Annotated in this window: 22 protein-coding genes; 17 read left to right on the plus strand and 5 right to left on the minus strand. The window is 68.1% G+C overall.

Translation table 11 applies throughout. The annotated features are described in order from the left end of the window. Positions 1-20: 20 nt before the first annotated feature. Positions 21-539, minus strand: a complete 519-nt coding sequence (locus ACAG20_RS16620; RefSeq protein ID WP_370493360.1) for a DUF1697 domain-containing protein — start codon at positions 537-539, stop codon at positions 21-23. 52 nt (positions 540-591) lie between these two features. On the opposite strand from ACAG20_RS16620, the gene ACAG20_RS16625 reads away from it, so the two are divergent. Together ACAG20_RS16625 and ACAG20_RS16630 are read left to right on the plus strand one after the other, a co-directional pair. Continuing rightward, positions 592-1,035, plus strand: coding sequence for a PPOX class F420-dependent oxidoreductase (locus ACAG20_RS16625; RefSeq protein WP_112687065.1), 444 nt, complete (start codon positions 592-594; stop codon positions 1,033-1,035). 46 nt (positions 1,036-1,081) lie between these two features. Further along, the gene (locus ACAG20_RS16630; RefSeq protein ID WP_013828083.1) at positions 1,082-1,255 is read left to right on the plus strand and encodes a DUF5302 domain-containing protein; all 174 of its coding nucleotides are present in this window, start codon (positions 1,082-1,084) and stop codon (positions 1,253-1,255) included. Here the strand turns inward: ACAG20_RS16630 and ACAG20_RS16635 are convergent, their stop codons facing one another. Both ACAG20_RS16635 and ACAG20_RS16640 read right to left on the minus strand, forming a co-directional pair. After that, positions 1,256-1,552, minus strand: coding sequence for a DUF732 domain-containing protein (locus ACAG20_RS16635; RefSeq protein ID WP_112687067.1), 297 nt, complete (start codon positions 1,550-1,552; stop codon positions 1,256-1,258). 139 nt (positions 1,553-1,691) lie between these two features. Beyond that, complete coding sequence (locus ACAG20_RS16640; protein WP_370493361.1) at positions 1,692-1,955, minus strand: hypothetical protein; 264 nt, start codon at positions 1,953-1,955, stop codon at positions 1,692-1,694. A 223-nt stretch (positions 1,956-2,178) separates the two neighbouring features. Here ACAG20_RS16640 and ACAG20_RS16645 point away from each other — a divergent pair, with 223 nt between their 5' ends. Both ACAG20_RS16645 and ACAG20_RS16650 read left to right on the plus strand, forming a co-directional pair. Further along, positions 2,179-2,763 carry an HhH-GPD-type base excision DNA repair protein gene (locus ACAG20_RS16645; RefSeq protein WP_370493362.1) on the plus strand — a complete coding sequence of 195 codons (585 nt, stop codon included), beginning with the start codon at positions 2,179-2,181 and terminating at the stop codon, positions 2,761-2,763. 24 nt (positions 2,764-2,787) lie between these two features. Continuing rightward, the gene (locus ACAG20_RS16650) at positions 2,788-2,934 is read left to right on the plus strand and encodes a hypothetical protein (protein ID WP_013828086.1); all 147 of its coding nucleotides are present in this window, start codon (positions 2,788-2,790) and stop codon (positions 2,932-2,934) included. Between the two features lie 4 nt (positions 2,935-2,938). On the opposite strand, the gene ACAG20_RS16655 is transcribed toward ACAG20_RS16650, so the two are convergent. Further along, positions 2,939-3,973 (minus strand): hypothetical protein, encoded by a 1,035-nt coding sequence (locus ACAG20_RS16655; RefSeq protein ID WP_370493363.1) that lies wholly within the window; start codon positions 3,971-3,973, stop codon positions 2,939-2,941. Between the two features lie 86 nt (positions 3,974-4,059). Here ACAG20_RS16655 and ACAG20_RS16660 point away from each other — a divergent pair, with 86 nt between their 5' ends. Then, positions 4,060-5,346: a mannosyltransferase gene (locus ACAG20_RS16660; protein WP_370493364.1), complete on the plus strand. Its 1,287-nt coding sequence runs from the start codon at positions 4,060-4,062 to the stop codon at positions 5,344-5,346. On the opposite strand, the gene ACAG20_RS16665 is transcribed toward ACAG20_RS16660, so the two are convergent. After that, on the minus strand, positions 5,324-5,608 hold the full coding sequence (locus tag ACAG20_RS16665) for a 4a-hydroxytetrahydrobiopterin dehydratase (RefSeq protein WP_370493365.1): 285 nt from the start codon (positions 5,606-5,608) through the stop codon (positions 5,324-5,326). The two genes, ACAG20_RS16660 and ACAG20_RS16665, sit on opposite strands and share 23 nt — an antisense overlap. A 33-nt stretch (positions 5,609-5,641) precedes the next feature. Between ACAG20_RS16665 and ACAG20_RS16670 the strand changes: the two genes are divergently transcribed. The 12 genes from ACAG20_RS16670 (at position 5,642) to mshB (ending at position 20,114) form a co-directional block, all read left to right on the plus strand. Further along, positions 5,642-6,034, plus strand: a complete 393-nt coding sequence (locus tag ACAG20_RS16670) for a (deoxy)nucleoside triphosphate pyrophosphohydrolase (RefSeq protein ID WP_370493366.1) — start codon at positions 5,642-5,644, stop codon at positions 6,032-6,034. A 150-nt stretch (positions 6,035-6,184) separates the two neighbouring features. Next, entirely contained in the window at positions 6,185-9,913 is a 3,729-nt protein-coding gene (locus ACAG20_RS16675; protein WP_370493367.1) for a nitrate reductase subunit alpha, read from the plus strand. Positions 9,914-9,915: 2 nt separating this feature from the next. Further along, positions 9,916-11,526, plus strand: a complete 1,611-nt coding sequence (narH, locus tag ACAG20_RS16680; protein ID WP_112684715.1) for a nitrate reductase subunit beta — start codon at positions 9,916-9,918, stop codon at positions 11,524-11,526. Then, a complete protein-coding gene (gene narJ, locus ACAG20_RS16685) occupies positions 11,523-12,191 on the plus strand; it encodes a nitrate reductase molybdenum cofactor assembly chaperone (protein WP_370493368.1) in 669 nt (222 codons plus the stop codon). Before narH ends, narJ begins: the two co-directional genes overlap by 4 nt. After that, entirely contained in the window at positions 12,188-12,937 is a 750-nt protein-coding gene (gene narI / locus ACAG20_RS16690; RefSeq protein ID WP_370493369.1) for a respiratory nitrate reductase subunit gamma, read from the plus strand. The genes narJ and narI overlap by 4 nt, the downstream gene beginning before the upstream one ends. Next, positions 12,934-13,263, plus strand: a complete 330-nt coding sequence (locus ACAG20_RS16695; protein WP_112684709.1) for a DUF732 domain-containing protein — start codon at positions 12,934-12,936, stop codon at positions 13,261-13,263. Before narI ends, ACAG20_RS16695 begins: the two co-directional genes overlap by 4 nt. A gap of 29 nt (positions 13,264-13,292) precedes the next feature. Further along, positions 13,293-13,679 (plus strand): RidA family protein, encoded by a 387-nt coding sequence (locus tag ACAG20_RS16700; protein WP_370493370.1) that lies wholly within the window; start codon positions 13,293-13,295, stop codon positions 13,677-13,679. A gap of 39 nt (positions 13,680-13,718) precedes the next feature. After that, on the plus strand, positions 13,719-14,108 hold the full coding sequence (locus ACAG20_RS16705; protein ID WP_112684705.1) for a MarR family winged helix-turn-helix transcriptional regulator: 390 nt from the start codon (positions 13,719-13,721) through the stop codon (positions 14,106-14,108). 63 nt (positions 14,109-14,171) lie between these two features. Continuing rightward, positions 14,172-16,058, plus strand: coding sequence for a translational GTPase TypA (gene typA, locus ACAG20_RS16710; protein ID WP_112684703.1), 1,887 nt, complete (start codon positions 14,172-14,174; stop codon positions 16,056-16,058). A 59-nt stretch (positions 16,059-16,117) separates the two neighbouring features. Next, positions 16,118-17,986 (plus strand): ABC transporter family substrate-binding protein, encoded by a 1,869-nt coding sequence (locus tag ACAG20_RS16715; protein ID WP_370493410.1) that lies wholly within the window; start codon positions 16,118-16,120, stop codon positions 17,984-17,986. Positions 17,987-18,344: 358 nt separating this feature from the next. Then, positions 18,345-19,148, plus strand: coding sequence for a hypothetical protein (locus ACAG20_RS16720; protein ID WP_112684700.1), 804 nt, complete (start codon positions 18,345-18,347; stop codon positions 19,146-19,148). A gap of 39 nt (positions 19,149-19,187) precedes the next feature. Further along, positions 19,188-20,114 (plus strand): N-acetyl-1-D-myo-inositol-2-amino-2-deoxy-alpha-D-glucopyranoside deacetylase, encoded by a 927-nt coding sequence (gene mshB / locus ACAG20_RS16725; RefSeq protein ID WP_112684698.1) that lies wholly within the window; start codon positions 19,188-19,190, stop codon positions 20,112-20,114. Positions 20,115-20,264: the final 150 nt, after the last annotated feature.

Genomic DNA, 20,264 nt, shown 5'->3' on the forward strand with positions numbered 1-20,264 from the left:
GCGACTTTACCGTTGGCAGCTCAGCGCAGCACCTTGCGGAGGGTGCGCAGATTGCGGGTGGTCGTCGAGGACGCGTACCGCTTGGCGCCCATCGTCTTGCCCAACGTGCTCCCCAACGTGTCGCCCTTGGGGATCTGCCAGTAGATGACCCCGTCGCCGGGCGCGATCTTCTCGTCCGGGCCGAGCCCGGCCGACGTGGACAACTCCGCCAGCACCGCCGGGTCGGCGACGAACGTGACATAGGAGTGCACCCCGGGCACTTCCGGTTCGAACGGATAAGCGGCGACGATCTCGCGCACCGCCTCGACGTCGTAGACCAGCACCCGGGCCGGGTAGCCGAAACGCTCCTGCAGCGCGGCTTCGGCGGTGGCGCGCACCGCCTGGGCGTCGTTCGGCGATTCGAGTAGCACGTTGCCACTGGCGAGTACGGTGCGGACCCCGACGAATCCGGCTCGGGTCAGCGCGGCGGCGACGTCGGCCATCTTGAGGTTGACTCCGCCGACGTTCACTCCCCGCAGAAACGCCGCGTACGCCGCCATCTGCGCGATCGTAACCACGGCGCGCCCCCGCATCAATCGGTACGCTTCGGGGATGGGCCGCCGGGTGTTTGACGACAAGTTGCTGGCATTGATCAGCGGAAACTCGCTCGGCGTGCTTGCCACCATCAAACGCGATGGCCGCCCTCAGTTGTCGAACGTGCAGTATCACTTCGATCCCCGCACGGTGGCGGTGCAGGTGTCGGTCACCGAACCGCGGGCCAAGACCCGCAACCTGCGGCGTGACCCGCGGGCGTCGGTTCTGGTCAGTTCCGACGACGGGTGGTCCTATGCCGTCGCCGAAGGCGACGCTGCGTTGACGCCGCCGGCGGCCGCTCCCGACGACGACACCGTCGAGGCGCTCGTTGCGCTGTACCGCAACATCGCCGGCGAACACCCGGATTGGGACGAATACCGCCAGGCGATGGTCACCGATCGCCGCGTGTTGCTGACGCTGCCGATCACCCACCTGTACGGCATGCCGCCGGGCATGCGCTGACGCCGGTTCGACGACAGCGATCCGCCGCGAGCGCTAGGCTCCGGGCATGCCCGAATCAGATTCCGCCGCAGCCGAGAACAAGCGCAAGTTCCGCGAAGCATTGGAGCGCAAGAACGCAAAATCGGCGGGGGGTTCTGAGCACAAGGACGCCGGTGCCAAGCAGTCCCGGTCGCACGGTCCGTTGGAGAGCCGCCGGGAGTTCCGTCGTAAGAGCGGGTAGTTACTGCACGGGGCAGGCGTACTTGCGGGCCACATCCATCAGGCGCTGGTCCGCGCCCGGGCCGATGACGCCCTGAGCGACCAGTTCCCATCCGATCAAGCCGGGAAGGCCGCCTTCGCACGCCTGATGGGCGACACGCCATGCCGTATCGGGATTCAAGTTGAACCCGTTGCGTTCCAGGCCCTGCATGTAGGTGTCGAACTCGGGCGTGCCCTGGTCCGGTATCGCGCCGGCCGTGGCGGCAAAGGCGAGCGCGGTAACCATCGCTCCGATGAGAGCTGTCACTACACGTCTCATGGCTGCCTCCTGCAAGTCGGTTGTCGTTAATACCGTTCCACAGTCCACCGACACAGACGTAGGCACCGCAGAATCGGGTTCGTTCTACACGGGCACTCGTGCCGAAGCCGCAGCCGGCCCCGCGGTCGCGACGTGTAGATCACCACCGGTGACGCTCCCGGTCTATGGCTTCCTGACGACGCTCCCAGGTGTCCTCGGTGCTCTTGGAACCGCCGGCGGTGTCGCACGTCGGTTGTTCTCCCCGCAGCACGTGCCACCGAGAGTCGGCGTCGAGGTTGCCGTTCATGTGCTGCACGACATGCTGCCGGCCTCGGTGGAGACACGGCACCGCGTCGGCGCGCGGGGCCGGCACAATCACCAGGCCCCCAACGGTGAACAACAGGGCTGCGATCGCCTTAAGCATCTGGCGGGTCTCTTTCGCTCTCGAGTGCACGGGTTGATTCTCCACTCTTGGGCCGACAACTGGCTGAGATCGCTTCGAGAACGAACTCGGTCGGGAGTTTGATCCGATGGCCGCACTGGCGGGCGGCTCCGGCCATCGGCCCGCGGGGCATCACGGGTTACGCTCTCCGCAGTGGGTGTAACGCGGGCGCTGGCATCGCCCGCTTCGGCAGAGAGGAGGCTCAATGACGCCGAAACTCTGCCTCGCTCAAGACCCCGAGGCCGACGAACTCCTCTCGATGGATCCGTTCGCCCTGCTCACGGGCATGCTGCTCGACCAGCAGATACCCATGGAGGTCGCGTTCGCCGGCCCGCGGAAGATCGCCGAGCGGATGGGTGGGCTGGACCCGCACGACGTCGCCGGCCGCGACCCCGAGGAGTTCGCCGCACTGTGCGCGGAAAAACCTGCGGTGCACCGGTTTCCGGGATCCATGGCGGGCCGGATCCAGGCCCTGGCCCGCGCGGTCGTCGACCAGTACGGCGGCGACACCACCGCGCTGTGGACGGCCGGTGAGCCCGATGGGGCCGAGGTGCTCAAACGGCTCAAGGCCTTGCCCGGCTTCGGCGAGCAGAAGGCGCGGATCTTCCTGGCGCTGCTCGGCAAGCAGTACGGCGTGACCCCGCCGGGCTGGCGGGACGCCGCAGGAGCTTACGGTGAGGCGGGCACTCATCTGTCGATCGCCGACGTCGTCGACGAGGCGTCGTTGCAACAGGTGCGGTCCACCAAGAAGGCCCAGAAGCAGGCTGCAAAGCAAGCCCGGGACAGCTGAGAACGCAACGGAAAGGCGGCGACAATGAAGACCCACCTGAACTGCCCGTGTGGCGAGGCCATCGTCGGCAAGGACGAAGACGACCTGGTCGACCTGGCCCAGAAGCATCTCGCCGATGCGCACCCCGGGATGAGCTACGACCGGGACGCCATCTTGTTCATGGCCTACTGACGGCTCAGGGCACCACCGTCGAACCGATGGTGGGCAGGAAGTTGCACTGGTGATCCTTGGTGCTGACCTGCCCGAAGATCGTCGACATGATGCTGCCCGAGCCGGTGTCGACGATCGCGGTCAGCGTCGTCGGCCCCTCGGCGTTGATGTCTGAGCGAGGTTGCAGGGTCGCGCTGCCGGACTTACCGGTGGTCAGATTCACCCAGGTGACGTTCAACGGCAGCTTCTGGATCTCGGCGGGCCCGGGCGTGCCGACCGCGGTGAACACGTAAGCGGTCTGACCGGCCTTGGGGCCCGGGGTCGGAATGGTGGCCGGGCCGGCCACCGACAACGCGGTGGCGATGACGTTGCCGCCGTCGGCCAGGCAGTTCTGGCCGATGGACGGATACATGAAGTCCTGGGTCGGCGGCGCGTCCGGCCCGAATCCCGGATTGGTGGCGGCCGGGGACGCCTCGGGCGCGGCAGCATCGGCCGGGACGGCTTCGGCCGGTGGTGCCGTCACAGCGCCGGCGGCGGCTGCTGCGCTTTCCGCGGGCGCGGGGACCGCTTCGGCAGGAGCCGGCACGGCTTCCGGCGCGCTCGGCGCGGCCTGGGGAACCGGTCCCACCGATTTGGCGGGATCGACGCCGCTGGGCAGGTGGGCCACCAGGCCCGGCGCCGATCCGGCCGTCGGCACGTGCTGGCCCGGCAGCATGGCCGGCGCTTCGGGCGGCGACTGCACGAACTGCGCCACCGAGTCGGCCACCTGCCGGGACCCGGCGGGGGCCGAGGAGTTCCCGGCGAACGCCGCGGCCGCGGCCATCAGCAACTGAGACGCCCCGGCCGGGTCGGCCGCAGCCTGCTGGATCACCGGGCTCAGCTGTTCGATCGCGGGAAGGCCGGGAAACCCTGCGGCCGGCAGGGGCAGGGCCGGGACCGCCGGGTCGGCGGCCGCGATGGCGCCGAAGCCGGGGAGGCCGCCGAAGAGCAGCGCGGCTGAGGAGCCGACCGCGACGGTCGCCGTGGCGGTCGTGTCGAAAAGTGTCCGGAAGCGCGGCATGGGTTCCCCAATTCCTCGGCGGTGGCCTCTACGAAATTTGACGCTAGCGTGTTGCCGATGAGGCTCAAGTGACACGAGTGTCATTTATGGGACCGTTACGGACCCGAGCCGCGACGGTGATCGGACCGCTGTTCGATAAAGTCGTGGCGGTAGACACCACCCTCGATCCCCCCGCCGCGCGTTCCTGGGCGAACCGATTGACCGCCGCGGCCCCGCTGCTGCTGGCGGTCAGTATCGTGGCGCGAATCGCGTGGACCTACCTCACCCCGCGCGGCGCCAACTTCGTCGACCTGCACGTCTACATCAGCGGCGCGGCGGCACTGGGCCGGCCCGGCGAACTGTATGACTACGTCTACGCCGACCAGACGCCCGACTTCCCGCTGCCGTTCACTTATCCGCCGTTCGCCGCGGTGGTGTTCTACCCGCTGCATTTTCTGCCGTTCGGATTGGTCGCCTTCCTGTGGCAGATCGGGACCATGGCTGCGGTGTACGGCGTGGTGCGACTGTGCCAGCGACTACTCGGGGAATCGGCCACCACGGGCCGCCGGGTTGCAATGCTGTGGACCGCGGTCGGGATCTGGACCGAACCGTTGCGCAGCACATTCGACTACGGCCAGATCAATGTGATCCTGGTGCTGGCGGTGCTCTACGCGGTCTACAGCAGCCGGTGGTGGGTGTCGGGGCTGTGCGTCGGACTGGCCGCCGGGGTCAAGCTGACCCCGGCGATCGCCGGCGTCTACCTGGCCGGGTCGCGGCGCTGGGCCGCCGCGGTGTTCTCGGCGGTGGTCTTCGCCGGCACGGTCGCGCTCTCGGTCTGGGCCACCGGTGACCAGGCCCGCCGCTACTTCACCGAGTTGCTCGGGGACGCGCACCGGGTGGGGCCGATCGGAACGTCGTTCAACCAGTCCTGGCGCGGCGGGATCTCCCGGATCCTCGGCCACGACGCGGGCTACGGCCCGGTGGTGCTGGTCGCGATCGCCGTCACGGCCGTGCTGGCGGTGCTGGCATGGCGGGCGCTGGACAGCAACCCCGTCCGGCCCGACCCGCTCGGCCTGTTGCTGGTGGTCGCGCTCTTCGGGCTGTTGGCATCGCCGATCTCCTGGACTCACCACTGGGTGTGGCTGCTGCCGCTGACGATCTGGCTGCTGCACGGCCCATACTCGGATCGCCGGGGCGCGCGGGTGCTGGGCTGGGGCTGGCTGGCGGCGACCCTGATCGGGGTGCCGTGGCTGCTCAGTTTCGCGCAGCCGAGCATCTGGCAGGACGGCCGGCCGTGGTATCTGGCGTGGGCCGGCCTGGTCTACATCGTCGGCGTGCTGGCCACCCTCGCCTGGATGGCCACCACCCGCGTCAGCTCGCCAGAATCCGGCTGATTTCGCCCGCCATCGCCACGTCCTTGCCGGTGATGCCGCCCTCGGAGTGCGTCACCAGTGCGAACGTCACCGTCCGCCAGCGGATGTCGATATCGGGGTGGTGATCGGCCGCCTCGGCGCGTTCGGCGACCCGCCGTACCGCTTCGATGCCGGCCAAAAACGAGTCGAACTTGATCGAGCGGCGCAGCGCACCGTCGGCCCGCTCCCAGCCGTCGAGGTCGGCTAGCGCGGCATCCACCTGGTCATCTGTTAACACGGCCATACCCGACGGTAGGACGGTATAGCCTCACACGCCATGCCTACCCAGATCGTCGTCGCCGGAGCCGTGATCGTCGGGTCTGCGGTGTTGATCGCGCAGCGACGTCGCCCGCCGGAGCTGGCCGGTCTTTGGGAACTGCCCGGCGGCAAGGTCATGCCCGGCGAGAGCGAGCCGGCCGCGCTGGCCCGTGAGCTCGCCGAAGAGCTCGGTCTGGAGGCCTCGGCGCTGACGGTGGGCGAACGCGTCGGCGCCGATGTCTTGCTGGACCACGGCCTGACGTTGCGTGCCTACCGGGTCAGCCTGGCGCGCGGCGAGCCCCGGCCCGACGACCACCAGGCGCTTCGCTGGGTGACCGCTGTGGAGTTGCCTGATGTTGACTGGGTACCCGCCGACAGAGCTTGGCTCGCCGACCTGGCTCGGGCACTGTAGGTGAAACAGCTCTGTTAATTCTGTCGATGAATTCGGTCGTTAGGCGATATATCCCACTACGCTGGGGTTTCGGCCTGAGACGGTGTGCTGTCGCAGCCCGTCCTGCCACCTGAACCGCTCGAGTGCGGCGACCCGTTAAAGGAGTATCCGATGACACTCGCAAAGCCGCCCACTCCCCGCATCGGCGGCCCGCTTGAAGAACTGCTGGAACGCAGCGGCCGATTCTTCACGCCGGGGGAGGTCTCCGCCGACCTGCGCACGGTCACCCGCCGGGGCGGCCGCGAGGCCGACATCTTCTACCGGGACCGCTGGAGCCACGACAAGGTGGTCCGCTCCACCCACGGGGTCAACTGCACCGGATCGTGCTCGTGGAAGATCTTCGTCAAGGACGGGATCATCACCTGGGAGAATCAGGCGACGGACTATCCCTCGGTGGGCCCGGATCGACCCGAATACGAGCCCCGCGGCTGCCCGCGCGGCGCCTCCTTCTCCTGGTACTCCTACTCGCCGACCCGGATCCGCTACCCGTATGCCCGCGGCCCGCTGGTGCAGATGTTCCGGGAGGCCAAGGCCCGCCTCGGTGATCCGGTGCTGGCCTGGGCCGACATTCAGGCCGACCCGGAGCGGCGCCGTCGCTACCAACAGGCCCGCGGCATGGGCGGGCTGGTCCGGGTCAGCTGGGCCGAAGCCACCGAGATGATCGCGGCCGCCCACGTGCACACCATCAAGAGCTACGGCCCGGACCGGATCGCCGGGTTCTCGCCGATTCCGGCGATGTCGATGGTGTCGTTCGCCGCCGGCTCGCGGTTCATCCAGCTGCTCGGCGGGGTGATGACGTCGTTCTACGACTGGTACGCCGACTTGCCGGTCGCCTCCCCCCAGGTGTTCGGCGACCAGACCGACGTGCCGGAATCCGGCGACTGGTGGGATGCGGCCTACCTGATGATGTGGGGCTCCAACGTCCCGATCACCCGCACCCCCGACGCGCACTGGATGGCCGAGGTGCGCTACCGCGGCACCAAGGTGGTCAGCGTCAGCCCCGACTACGCCGACAACACCAAGTTCGCCGACGAGTGGATGCCATGCGCTGCCGGCACCGATGGCGCGCTGGCCATGTCGATGGGCCACGTCATCCTCTCCGAGTGCTACGTCAAGCAAGAGGTGCCGTTCTTCACCGACTACGTGCGCCGCTACACCGACCTGCCGTTCCTGATCAAGCTGGAGGAGCGCGACGGCCGGCTGGTGCCGGGCAAGAACCTGACCGCCGCCGATCTGGATGGGGCGGCGGCAGCATCGGAGAATGCCGCGTTCAAGCCGGCCGTGCTGGATGAAAGCACCGACAGCGTTGTGGTGCCGAACGGCTCCTTGGGCTTCCGCTGGGGCGACGATGGGATCGGCAAGTGGAACCTGGATCTCGGTGAGGTGCGGCCGGCCCTGACCGTGCTGGACACCACGGAGCGCAACGGCAACGGCCACCGGCGGGCCGCGTTGGTGTCGCTGCCCGGCTTCGACGCGGTGGACGGCCACGGCACCGTCGTGGAGCGGGGGGTGCCGGTCCGTCAGGTCGGCGAGCACCTGGTCTGCACCGTCTTCGATCTGATGCTGGCCAACTACTCGGTGGGCCGGCCCGGGCTGCCCGGCGAATGGCCTACCGGATACGACGATGGCACGCAGGTCAACACCCCGGCCTGGCAGGAGCCGATCACCGGGGTCTCGGCCTCCCAGGCGATTCGGATCGCGCGCGAATTCGCCCGCAATGCAGAGGAATCCGGCGGGCGGTCGATGATCATCATGGGCAGCGGGATCTGCCAGTGGTTCCACGGCGACGCCACGTATCGGGCGGTGCTGGCGCTGCTGATGCTCACCGGATCGATGGGCCGCAACGGCGGCGGCTGGGCGCACTATGTCGGTCAGGAGAAGGTGCGGCCACTCACCGGCTGGCAGACCATGGCCGCGGGCAACGACTGGTCGCGGCCGCCGCGCCAGGTACCCGGCACCTCCTACTGGTATGCCCACACCGACCAGTGGCGCTACGACGGCTACGGGGCGGACAAGCTGACCACCCCGGTGGGCCGCGGCCGCTTCGACGGCAAACACACCATGGACATCCTGGCCTCGGCCACCGCGATGGGCTGGAGCCCGTTCTACCCGCAGTTCGACAAGTCCAGCCTGCAGGTCGCCGACGAGGCCGAGGCCGCCGGCCGCGACGCCGGAGAATACGTCGCCGAGCAGCTCGCCGCCGGTGAGCTGAAGCTGTCGGTGACCGACCCCGACAACCCGGTGAACTGGCCCCGGGTGCTGACGGTGTGGCGGGCCAACCTGATCGGCGCGTCCGGCAAGGGCGGGGAGTACTTCCTCAAGCACCTGTTGGGCACCGACGCCAGCGTGCTCGGTGAGCCGCCGGCCGACGGTGTGAAACCGCAGGACGTCCGCTGGGACAACGATATTCCCGAAGGCAAGCTCGACCTGCTGATGTCGATCGACTTCCGGATGACCTCGACCACGCTGATGTCCGATGTCGTGCTGCCGGCCGCGACCTGGTATGAGAAGGCCGACTTGTCGTCCACCGACATGCACCCCTACGTGCACTCGTTCGCCGCGGCGATCGACCCGCCGTGGGAGACCCGCAGCGACTACGACGCATTCGGCGCGATCGCCCGGACCTTCAGCGGGCTGGCCAAAAAGCACCTGGGTGTCCGCAACGACGTGGTGCTGACCGCGATGCTGCACGACACCGCCGACGCGATGGCCTATCCCGACGGGACCGAACGCGATTGGCTGCGCACCGGCGAAACGCCCGTTCCGGGCAAGACGATGCCCAAAGTCACCGTGGTGGAACGGGATTACGCCGCGATCCACGACAAGTGGCAGACGTTGGGCCCGCTGGTCGAGACCTTGGGTCTGACCACCAAGGGCTACACCGTGTTCCCGCACGAAGAGGTCGAAGACCTGGCCAGTCGGTTCGGGGTGATGAAATCCGGTGCCGGAGAAGGGCGGCCGGCGCTGACCACCGCGACGCGGATGGCTGACACCGTGCTGGCGTTGTCGGGCACCACCAACGGCCGGATCGCCACGGAGGGCTTCCGTGAGCTGGAGAAGCGCACCGGTCAGCGGCTGGCGCACCTGTCCGAGGGCAGCGAGGAGAAGCGGATCACCTACGCCGACACCCAGGCCCGTCCGGTGCCGGTGATCACCAGCCCGGAATGGTCCGGCAGCGAGACCGGTGGCCGGCGTTACGCGCCTTTCACGATCAACGTCGAGTGCCTCAAGCCTTTCCACACCCTGACCGGACGGATGCACTTTTACCTGGCTCACGACTGGATCGAAGAGCTCGGCGAGCACCTGCCGGTGTATCGCCCGCCATTGGACATGGCGCGGCTGTTCGACGCCCCCGAACTCGGTGAGGTCGGCGACGGCATCGGCATCACCGTGCGGTATCTGACCCCGCACTCGAAGTGGTCGTTCCACTCCACCTACCAGGACAACCTCTACATGCTGTCGCTGTCGCGCGGCGGGCCGACCATGTGGATGAGCCCGGGGGATGCCGCGAAAATCGGTGTGAAAGACAACGATTGGATCGAGGCGGTCAACGTCAACGGCATCTTCGTCGGCCGGGCGATCGTGAGCCAGCGGATGCCGGACGGGGTGGTGTTCGTCTACCACGTGCAGGAACGCACCGTCGACACCCCGCGCGCGGAGACCAACAACAAGCGCGGCGGCACCCACAACTCGCTGACCCGGATCCGGGTCAAGCCCAGTCACCTCGCCGGCGGCTACGGCCAGCACGCATTCGCGAACAACTACCTGGGCCCGACCGGCAACCAGCGCGACGAGGTGACCGTGGTGAGGCGTCGCCGCAACCAGGACGTGAGGTACTGAGCATGAAAGTAATGGCGCAGATGGCCATGGTGATGAACCTGGACAAATGTATCGGGTGCCACACCTGCTCGGTGACCTGCAAACAGGCCTGGACCAACCGCGAGGGCACCGAGTACGTGTGGTTCAACAACGTCGAAACCCGCCCCGGCGGTGGGTATCCGCGCACCTACGAAGATCAGAACCGCTGGAAGGGCGGTTGGACGCTGGACAAGAAGGGCCGGCTGCGGCTGCTGGCGGGCGGGCGCGTCCACAAACTGCTGAACATCTTCGCCAACCCCAACCTGCCCGGCTTGAAGGACTACTACGAGCCGTGGACCTACGACTACGAGAACCTCACCACGGCGCCGCTGGGCGACACCATCCCGGTGGCCGCGCCCCGGAGCTCGATCACCGGCGACCCGATGAACATCGAGTGGGGACCCAACTGGGATGACAACCTCGCCGGTTCGCCGGAGCACCTGGTCAACGACCCGATCCTGGCCAAGGTCAGCGACCAGGTCAAAAGCGAGCTCGAAGAAACCTTCATGTTCTACCTGCCCCGGATCTGCGAGCACTGCCTGAATCCGTCGTGTGTGGCGTCGTGCCCGACCGGGGCGATCTACAAGCGCGAAGAAGACGGTATCGTGCTGGTCGACCAGGACCGTTGCCGCGGCTGGCGGCTGTGCGTGTCGGGCTGTCCGTACAAAAAGGTGTACTTCAACCACAAGACCGGCAAGGCAGAGAAGTGTCACTTCTGCTATCCCCGCATCGAGGTCGGGCTGCCGACAATCTGCTCGGAGACCTGCGTCGGGCGGCTGCGCTACATCGGGCTGGTGCTCTACGACGCCGACAAGGTGCTTGAAGCGGCGTCGGTGGAGAAAGACACCGACCTCTATGAAGCCCAGTGCGGCGTATTTCTGGACCCGACCGACCCCGAGGTGATCGCCGGCGCACGCGCCGAGGGGATCTCCGACACCTGGATCGAGGCCGCCCAACGGTCGCCGATCTATGCGCTGATCAACACCTACAAGGTGGCGCTGCCGCTGCACCCGGAATACCGGACCATGCCGATGGTCTGGTACGTCCCGCCGCTGTCGCCGGTCGTCGACGCCGTCAGCCGCGACGGGCACGACGGCGAAGACCTGGGCAACCTGTTCGGGGCGCTGGAGGCGCTGCGCATCCCGATGGCCTACCTCGCCGAACTGTTCACCGCCGGTGACACCGCCGTCATCGAAGACGTGCTGCGACGGCTGGCGGCGATGCGCTCCTACATGCGCGACATCAGCCTGGGTCGTGACACCCAGCCTCACATCCCCGCCTCGGTCGGCATGACCGAAGAGGAGATGTACAACATGTACCGACTGCTCGCGATCGCCAAATATGAAGAGCGGTACGTGATTCCGACCGCTTACAGCCAGAAGGCCCACGAGCTCGAGCACATGGGATGCTCCATCACCGGCGGCCCCAACGGGTACGAGGATGACCCGTTCGTGAGCGCCGACGGCGAGTCGGGGTCGTCGTTTCACATGGTCGAAAACGGCGGCCACGCCCAGCGGCCGCGGGGCCGGACCAACCTGCTCAACTGGGGCGGTGGCGACCGGGCGGTGCCCGAGATGTTCCCGGAGCACCAGTGAAGGGGTTCATCCGGTCGCTGCGGCGCCAACCCGGCGGGCCGGCCGACCGGGCGGTGTGGCAGGCGGCGTCGTTGCTGCTGACCTACCCCGACGAACAGCTGCAGCAGCGGCTCGACACCGTCGAAGCACTGCTTGCCCACGCCGATGCGGCACCGGCGGGACTGTTGGCGCGCACCGTGGCCGCGCTGCGGGCGTCCGACCCGATGGCCGCCGCCGTCGACTACGTCGAAACCTTCGACATGCGGCGGCGTTCGACGATGTTCCTGACCTACTGGACCGGTGGGGACACCCGCAACCGGGGCATGCAGATGCTGGCGTTCGCCACCGCCTACCGCGAGGCCGGCGCCGAGCCGCCCGCGGGCGAGGCGCCCGATCACCTGCCGGTGGTGCTGGAGTTCGCCGCGCAGGTCGATCCGCAGGGCGGACGCCGCCTGCTGCTGGCGCACCGGGTGCCGATCGACGTGCTGCACAAGTCGCTGACCGACGCCGGGTCACCGTATGCCCACACCATCGCCGCGATCTGCCACACGCTGCCGGCGGCAACCGATCAGGAGGTACGGAACGTGAGCGAGCTGATGACGTCCGGCCCGCCGGCCGAAGCCGTTGGGCTGCAGCCGTACTCGGCGGCCGTTTCGCTGGGGATGCCGAAGGTGCCGACCCGATGACGCATATAGCGATCGTCAGCACCGCGGAGCTGTGGTGGGACATCATGCCCTACTTCGTGCTGGCCATCGCGGGCGTGGCCACCTGGTGGCGGTACAAATACGACAAGTTCGGCTGGACCACCCGCTCGTCGCAGCTGTATGAGTCCAAGCTGCTGCGCATCGGCAGCCCGATGTTCCATTTCGGCAGCTTCGTGGTGATCATGGGCCACATCGTGGGACTGTTCGTCCCGGAGTCCTGGACGCGCGCGCTGGGAATGAGCGACCGGTTCTATCACCTGCAGGCGTTGATCCTCGGCCTGCCGGCCGGTATCGCCACCCTGGTCGGCGTCGGGTTGTTGATCTATCGCCGCCGCACCGAACGGTCGGTGTTCAAGGCGACCAGCGTCAACGACAAGCTGATGTATGCGGTGCTGGTGTGTGCGCTGGTGGTCGGCATGTGTTGCACGCTGTTGGGCACCACCGCCTACGGTGAGGAGCACGACTACCGGCAGACGGTGTCGGTCTGGTTCCGGTCGATCTTCACCCTTGATCCGCGAGGAGACCTGATGTTGCAGGCACCGATCTACTTCCAGGTGCACGTGCTGATCGCGTTTACCCTGTTCGCGCTGTGGCCGTTCACCCGCCTGGTGCACGCGTTCAGCGCGCCGATCGGCTATCTGTTCCGGCCTTACATCGTCTACCGCAGCCGCGATTATGCGAAGAAGAATCAGCCGATGGGCTCCCGGGCGCCGAGGCGGGGCTGGTGAAAGCCCTCGCCGCGCCGCTGGGCGCGCTGCTGATGCTGGTGGCGGCCGGGCCCGCGAAGGCCGATCCGGCCGATGTCGACACCGACTTCCTGGCGGCCTTGCAGGCGGCCGGCATCACCTACAACCGCCCTGACCAGGCCATCGTCACCGCGAAAATGGTGTGCAAGTTCATCGCGCAGGGCAAACCGAGCCCGGAGGTGCTCGACGGTCTCAAGGAGCGCAATCCCGGACTGACGACCGAGCACGGGAGCATGTTCGTCGGGATCGCGGCACACTCCTACTGCCCGGACCAGCTGGTTCAGAACCCGGTTCCGGCCGCCCCCTAGGGGCATGGCAGGACGGCGCGAGGAGATCCATGGGCCGCACCGTGATTCCGGCGTGGATGCGACCGATGTACGAGGCCTATCACTTCGCGCCTGCGGTCATCGACGGCGAGTACCTGCGCTGCTCGGGCATGATCGGTTTTCGTCCCGACCTGACCGTGCCCGAAAATCTGACCGAGCAGTTCACCCTGGCTTTTGAGAATCTGCGCGGTCTGCTGGCCGAGGTGGGGCTCACCTTCGCCGACGTGACGGAGATGACCACCTACCACGTCGGCCTCGCCGCGCACTTCGAGGAGTTCTGCGCGGTCAAGGATGCCTTCCTGTGCGAGCCGTACCCGGCGTGGACCGCGGTCGGGATTTCCGAACTGGCAGCCCCGGGGGCCGCGCTCGAGGTACGGATCACCGCACGGCTGCGCTGATTCCCGCGCGAGCCGGCCGATCAGCATAAAGTTACCGGCGTGGCCCTGCCTGACGACGTCTACACCCGGCTGCTCACGTTCCGGACCCGACTGCGGCGCTTCGAGCGGTGGAGCGCCGACCAAGCTCAAGCCGCCGGACTCACCCCGGCACAGCACCAATTGCTGCTGGCGATCCGGGGGCACGCCGACTCGCGCGGGCCGACGGTCGGCGACATCGCGGAGTACCTGCTGCTGCGCCACCACAGCGCCGGGGAGCTGATCCAGCGCGCCGAGGCGGCCGGATTGGTCGTCCGGGTCCGCGACAACGAGGACCAGCGGGTGATCCGGCTGCAGCTCACCGAGGCGGCGGCGCAGTGCCTGCAAGCGCTGACCGAACTGCACCTCGAAGAGCTGGAGCGGTTCAGCGCCGAGTCTCCGCTGGGGCTGTGACAGCCATTGTGAGATAGCTTTCACGTTTTCGCGATCGGCAGGTTGCGCTGGCAGAATCGCCCGGTGAACTTTCGTAACGTCGCCATCGTCGCGCACGTAGACCACGGCAAGACCACGCTGGTCGACGCGATGCTGCGCCAGTCCGGCGCCCTGGCCGAACGTGGCGATGACGCCAAAGAGCGGGTGATGGACTCCGGAGACCTGGAGCGCGAAAAAGGCATCACCATCCTGGCCAAGAACACGGCCGTGCACCGCCACCACGCCGACGGGACCGTCACCGTAATCAACGTGATCGACACGCCGGGCCACGCCGACTTCGGTGGCGAGGTGGAGCGCGGGCTGTCCATGGTCGACGGGGTGGTCCTGCTGGTCGACGCCTCCGAGGGGCCGCTGCCGCAGACCAGGTTTGTGCTGCGCAAGGCGCTGACCGCGCATCTGCCGGTGATCCTGGTGGTCAACAAGACCGACCGTCCCGACGCCCGAATCGCCGAGGTGGTCGAGGCTAGCCACGACCTGTTGCTCGATGTGGCCAGTGATCTGGACGACGAGGCGCAGGCCGCCGCCGAACATGCGCTGGGATTGCCGACGCTGTACGCCTCGGGGCGTGCCGGGGTGGCCAGCACCACCGCACCCGCCGACGGCGCTGTCCCCGACGGGGAGAACCTCGACCCACTGTTCGACGTGCTGCTCGAGCACGTGCCGCCGCCGTCGGGCGACCCGGACGCGCCGTTGCAGGCACTGGTCACCAACCTCGACGCCTCGGCCTTCCTGGGACGGCTCGCGCTGATCCGCGTCGCCAACGGCCGGATCCGCAAGGGCCAGCAGGTCGCCTGGCTGCGCGAGGTCGACGGTGAGCCGGTGACCACCACCGCCAAGATCACCGAGTTGCTGGTCACCGAGGGGGTGGAGCGCACCCCGACCGAGGAGGCCTGCGCCGGGGACATCGTCGCGGTCGCCGGGATCGGCGAGATCATGATCGGCGACACCCTGGCGGACCCAGCCGACCCGGTCGCCTTGCCGCGCATCACCGTCGACGAGCCGGCGATCTCGGTGACGATCGGCACCAACACCTCCCCGCTGGCGGGCAAGGTCTCCGGGCACAAGCTGACCGCGCGCATGGTCAAGACCCGGCTGGACACCGAGCTGATCGGCAACGTCTCGGTGCGGGTGGTGGACATCGGGCGCCCCGACGCCTGGGAGGTGCAGGGTCGCGGCGAGCTGGCGCTGGCGATCCTGGTCGAGCAGATGCGCCGGGAGGGCTTCGAGCTGACCGTCGGCAAGCCGCAGGTGGTGACCAAGAAGATCGACGGCAAGGTGCACGAACCGTTCGAGCACCTGACCGTCGACTGCCCCGAGGAGTATGTCGGCGCCATCACCCAGCTGGCGGCCGCACGCAAGGGCCGGATGACCGAGATGGCCAACCACACCACCGGTTGGGTGCGGATGGAGTTCATCATCCCCAGCCGCGGCCTGATCGGCTGGCGCACCGATTTTCTCACCGAGACCCGCGGCACCGGTATCGCCAACGCGGTCTTCGACGGCTACCAGCCGTGGGCCGGCGAGATCCGGGCCCGCCACACCGGCTCACTGGTGAGCGACCGTTCCGGCTCGATCACGCCGTTCGCGCTGATTCAGCTGGCCGACCGCGGCCAGTTCTTCGTGGAGCCGGGCCAGGAGACCTACCAGGGCATGGTGGTCGGGATCAATCCTCGGGCCGAGGATCTGGACATCAACGTCACCAAAGAGAAAAAGCTGACCAACATGCGGTCGTCGACCGCGGACGTGATGGAGACGTTGGCCCGACCGATCGAGCTGGACCTGGAGCAGGCGATGGAGTTCTGCGCGGTCGACGAGTGTGTCGAGGTCACTCCCGAGGTGGTGCGGGTGCGCAAGGTCGAACTGGATTCGACGTTGCGGGCACGCAGCCGCGCCCGGGCCAAGAACCTATAGATTTGGGCCGCCCGGATACCCTGGTGGCCGTGCCGAAGCCGCTCCGCTGTCCCCGTGTGATGGCGGGAGCACTGGCTTCGGTGATGCTACTGGTGTTGACGCAGCTCGCGGCGGCATGCACCGTCAACCCGCCGCCGGCGCCGCAGAGCACCGAGACGCCGAAGAGCACGGCGCCTCCGCCGAAACGGATCAGCCAGATCATCATGGGCATCGACTCGATCGGCGCTGGCTTCAACCCGCATCTTCGCTCCGACCTGTCAGCGGTCACCGCGGCCATCAGCGCGCTGGTGTTACCCAGCGCCTTCCGGCCGATCCCGGACGCCGGCACGCCGACCGGTTCACGCTGGGAGATGGATCCGACCCTGCTGGTGTCGGCCGCGGTGACCGCCGAGGCGCCGTTCACGGTGACCTACCGGATTCGGCCCGAGGCGTCGTGGACCGACAACGCACCCATCGCCGCCGACGACTTCTGGTACCTGTGGCAGCAGATGGTGAGCCAGCCGGGCGTCGTCGACCCGGCCGGTTATGACCTGATCACCGGGGTGCACTCCGTCGAGGGTGGCAAACAGGTGGTGGTCACCTTCGCCAAGCCGTACCCGGCGTGGCGGGAACTGTTCAGCAACATCCTGCCCGCGCACATCGTCAAGGACGTGCCCGGCGGCTTCCCGGCCGGGCTGGCCCGGGCGCTGCCGGTCACCGGCGGCCAATTCCGGGTGGAGAACATCGATCCGCAGCGCGACGCGATCCTGCTCGCCCGAAACGACCGCTACTGGGGCCCGCCGGCCAAGCCGGACCTGGTGCTGTTCCGCCGGGCCGGGTCGCCGGCCGCGCTGGCGGACTCCATCCGCAACGGCGACACCCAGGTGGCCCAGGTGCACGGCGGTTCGGCAGCCTTCGCCCAACTGTCGGTGATCCCGGGCGTGCAGACCTCGCGGGTGGTCACACCGCGGGTAATGCAGTTGGCGTTGCGGGCCGGACAACCCAAGCTGGCCGATGTTCGGGTCCGCCGGGCGCTCCTGGGACTGCTCGATGTTGGGTTGCTGGCCACCGTGGGTGCCGGCAGCGACAACACCGTCACCCTGGCGCAGGCCCAGATCCGCGCTCCGAGCGACCCTGGCTATGTGCCGACCGCGCCACCGGCCATGTCCGATTCGGCGGCGCTCGCGATGCTGCAGACGGCTGGTTACCGCGTCGAGAAGGATGCGCCGCCGTCCGCGCTGGTCCCCCCGGCGGGCGCAGAGCCCGCCCCGCCGCATCCGCCCGAGGTCACCCGCGGGCGGATCAGCAAGGACGGCGAACAACTGTCACTGGTCATCGGCGTGGCGGCCAACGATCCGACCTCGGTGGCGGTCGCCAACACCGCCGCGGACCAACTGCGCAACGTCGGCATCGCCGCGACCGTATTGCCGCTGGACCCGGTGAAGCTCTACCGGGAGGCGCTGGTGACCCATCAGGTCGATGCCATCGTCGGCTGGCAGCAGGCCGGGGGCGATCTGGCGACGCTGCTGGCATCCCGATACGGCTGCATCGCGCTGGAGTCCACCACCGTACCGACGTCCAGCGGCCCGGCCCCCGCTCCGGTTCCCGCGCCATCGTCGCCACCGGTCACGGGATCGCCGACGCCGACGTCGCAGGCCCCGCCGCGCCCCGCCGGATCGGGCGCGTTGGTGCAGGCCCCGTCGAACATTACCGGCGTCTGCGACCACGGCATCCAGACCGAGATCGACGCGGCGCTCGACGGCGGCAAGACCATCAGTGAGGTGATCTCGGCCGTCGAACCCCGGCTGTGGAGCATGGCGACGGTGCTGCCGATCTTGCAGGACACCACGATCGTGGCCGTGGGTCCGAGCGTGGCGAACGTCAGCCTGACGGGGGCGGTGCCGGTCGGGATCGTCGGTGACGCCGGAACCTGGGTGAAGCGGCCCTGACGCGTTGGCGGCATCGAGCGCGGCGGTGCCGGCCTGAAGATCAGGCTGAAGCAGATACTTGCGGTTTGCTGAGAGTGGGTTCCGCGGGGGGTTCGAAATCAGCCGTCCGGAGTTAGGGTCTTTGCAAGCAGGCGGCCAGCGGGGTGGGAAGGGGCTGCGTCGGCCGTCGAAGTCGAGCGAACTGAGGGCTTGCGCACAGATAATCCTTGGTTATTATTAAGCAGCTTGCACGCCGACACGTGGAGGGGATGGTCATATGGAACACCTCGCTCGCCGGTGCGCCACAGTAGCGACTGCAGCCATCGCGGTAGGCGGGCTCGTCACAGCACTGACGTCGACGACGCCCTCCCTGCCCGACGTGCAGATTCATGACATCGACATGGCCGCGGCGAACGTCGACACGAACTCGATCATCGAAACCATCGAGAACCACGTCCGCCCGGACACGGCCGGCAGCGGCGGCACCGACGAGATACAGCAGATCAACCTCGGCGACCTGCTCACCGGTAACGGCGACGGTGAACTCGGGGACGGCTCGCCGTTCAATGCCGGCGACCTGGACCAAAGCGCCCTGGACGCCGTGCTCGGCGAAAGCGGGGGATTCGACGCGCAGAGTGTGATGGGCACCGTGCCGTTCGGCCCCGACCTCGGTGTCCTCGGCGTCCCGTCGGTCAGCGCGTTCACCGGAACCGAGACAGCCGCCAGCAGCGCGGCTGCCAGCGCCTTCGCCGGCATCGCCCTGGCGCTCAACGGCCTTCCGGCCGCCTACCAGTCGCTGCTCACCGGCATTGCGAGCGCCGAATTGGCGTTCAACAACGCCCTGGTGGAGGCACAGTTGGGTGTGGTCGGGCAATTGGACGACGGCAGCGCGGCCAGCGAGATCGCCCACTTCATCTTCTTGGCCAACAACTCGATCATCGCCCAGAACGAGCACGCGCTGAACAGTCTGCTCGGCATCGATCTCAGCGGGGACGCCCTGCACAACAGCCTGTTCGGCGATTTCGACGCCGGCAGCGCAGCGTTCGGAGCCGACTGGGATGCGCTGCTGGCCTCCTTCAGCCCGGACGTGGTCTCGGCGGTGCTGCACGACAACCTCGCGTTGCTGCTGGCCGACCTCGACATTCCGAGTTACCTGGCGAGCTTCCTGCTCAGCCTCTTCTGATAGCCGGGCGTCCTTCGACCGATCGGTAGAGTTCGGGCTGTGTCGGATCAGACCCCACGGTTGCTGTTCGTGCATGCCCATCCCGACGACGAGACACTCACCACCGGCGCGACCATCGCCCACTACGCCGCGCGCGGCGCCGATGTGCATGTGGTGACCTGCACGCTCGGCGAAGAAGGTGAGGTCATCGGCGACCGCTGGGCACACCTGGGGGTGGATCACGCCGACCAGCTGGGCGGCTACCGGATCGGCGAGCTCGCCACCGCATTACGGGAACTCGGGATCGGAGATCCGCAGTTTCTCGGCGGTGCGGGGCGCTGGCGCGACTCGGGGATGGCCGGCACTCCGCCCCGGCGACAGCAGCGATTCATCGACGCCGCCGATGCGGAGACCGTGCCGGCGCTGGTGGCTGTCATCCAGCGGGTGCGGCCGCATGTCGTGGTCGGCTACGACCCGTACGGCGGTTACGGCCATCCCGACCATGTACACGCCCACCGTGTCACCACCGCGGCGGTGGCGGCCGCGGCCGCCGATGACGCCGGCCCGGGCCGGGCCTGGGCCACGCCGAAGTTCTACTGGACGGTGACCGCCGCCAGCGCCTGGCGCGACGCCCGGCGGGCCCTGCGGGACCCCGACCGGCTGCCGCACTGGACGTTGCCGGATGAAGGCGACACGCAAGGCATGGTCGGGGAGTTCCCCGACGACCGGATCGACGCCGTCATCGAGGCCCCCGGATCGCGCGCCGCCAAGCTGGCGGCCATGGCGGCGCACGCCACCCAGGTGGCCGTCGGCCCCACCGGCCGGGCGTTCGCGTTGTCCAACAACGTGGCTCAGCCCATCTTGGACAGTGAGCACTACGTGCTGGCCGCCGGCAGCGCCGGCCCGCGCGATGGCCGGGGATGGGAGACCGATCTGCTGGCCGGACTCGGGCTCGCCGGCACCGGGCAGGCGGTAAGCTCCTGCTGAGCAAGTACCCGACACGTTAGGGCGTAGGCATGGATCCCGATCTGGACCCGAACTTGGAGCACTGGCAGTGGTGGCTGGACAGCTATCAGTGGATGGTCGGTTCGTTGGTCAGCCAGCTGGACAGCATCCCGACTTGAGCCCGATCGCGAC

Source organism: Mycobacterium sp. pW045 (genome assembly GCF_041287085.1).
Classification (GTDB): domain Bacteria; phylum Actinomycetota; class Actinomycetes; order Mycobacteriales; family Mycobacteriaceae; genus Mycobacterium; species Mycobacterium algericum_A.

Excerpts from the sequence above, each read along its gene's own strand:
- ACAG20_RS16645 (WP_370493362.1), top strand. The coding sequence starts at position 2,179 with ATGACGCCGAAACTCTGCCTCGCTCAAGACCCCGAGGCCGACGAACTC.
- ACAG20_RS16635 (WP_112687067.1), bottom strand. The coding sequence starts at position 1,552 with ATGAGACGTGTAGTGACAGCTCTCATCGGAGCGATGGTTACCGCGCTC.
- ACAG20_RS16660 (WP_370493364.1), top strand. The coding sequence starts at position 4,060 with ATGGGACCGTTACGGACCCGAGCCGCGACGGTGATCGGACCGCTGTTC.
- ACAG20_RS16675 (WP_370493367.1), top strand. The coding sequence starts at position 6,185 with ATGACACTCGCAAAGCCGCCCACTCCCCGCATCGGCGGCCCGCTTGAA.
- ACAG20_RS16630 (WP_013828083.1), top strand. The coding sequence starts at position 1,082 with ATGCCCGAATCAGATTCCGCCGCAGCCGAGAACAAGCGCAAGTTCCGC.
- ACAG20_RS16620 (WP_370493360.1), bottom strand. The coding sequence starts at position 539 with ATGGCGGCGTACGCGGCGTTTCTGCGGGGAGTGAACGTCGGCGGAGTC.
- ACAG20_RS16640 (WP_370493361.1), bottom strand. The coding sequence starts at position 1,955 with ATGCTTAAGGCGATCGCAGCCCTGTTGTTCACCGTTGGGGGCCTGGTG.
- ACAG20_RS16670 (WP_370493366.1), top strand. The coding sequence starts at position 5,642 with ATGCCTACCCAGATCGTCGTCGCCGGAGCCGTGATCGTCGGGTCTGCG.
- ACAG20_RS16665 (WP_370493365.1), bottom strand. The coding sequence starts at position 5,608 with ATGGCCGTGTTAACAGATGACCAGGTGGATGCCGCGCTAGCCGACCTC.
- ACAG20_RS16655 (WP_370493363.1), bottom strand. The coding sequence starts at position 3,973 with ATGCCGCGCTTCCGGACACTTTTCGACACGACCGCCACGGCGACCGTC.
- ACAG20_RS16650 (WP_013828086.1), top strand. The coding sequence starts at position 2,788 with ATGAAGACCCACCTGAACTGCCCGTGTGGCGAGGCCATCGTCGGCAAG.
- ACAG20_RS16700 (WP_370493370.1), top strand. The coding sequence starts at position 13,293 with ATGGGCCGCACCGTGATTCCGGCGTGGATGCGACCGATGTACGAGGCC.
- narH (WP_112684715.1), top strand. The coding sequence starts at position 9,916 with ATGAAAGTAATGGCGCAGATGGCCATGGTGATGAACCTGGACAAATGT.
- ACAG20_RS16625 (WP_112687065.1), top strand. The coding sequence starts at position 592 with ATGGGCCGCCGGGTGTTTGACGACAAGTTGCTGGCATTGATCAGCGGA.
- narI (WP_370493369.1), top strand. The coding sequence starts at position 12,188 with ATGACGCATATAGCGATCGTCAGCACCGCGGAGCTGTGGTGGGACATC.
- ACAG20_RS16715 (WP_370493410.1), top strand. The coding sequence starts at position 16,118 with ATGGCGGGAGCACTGGCTTCGGTGATGCTACTGGTGTTGACGCAGCTC.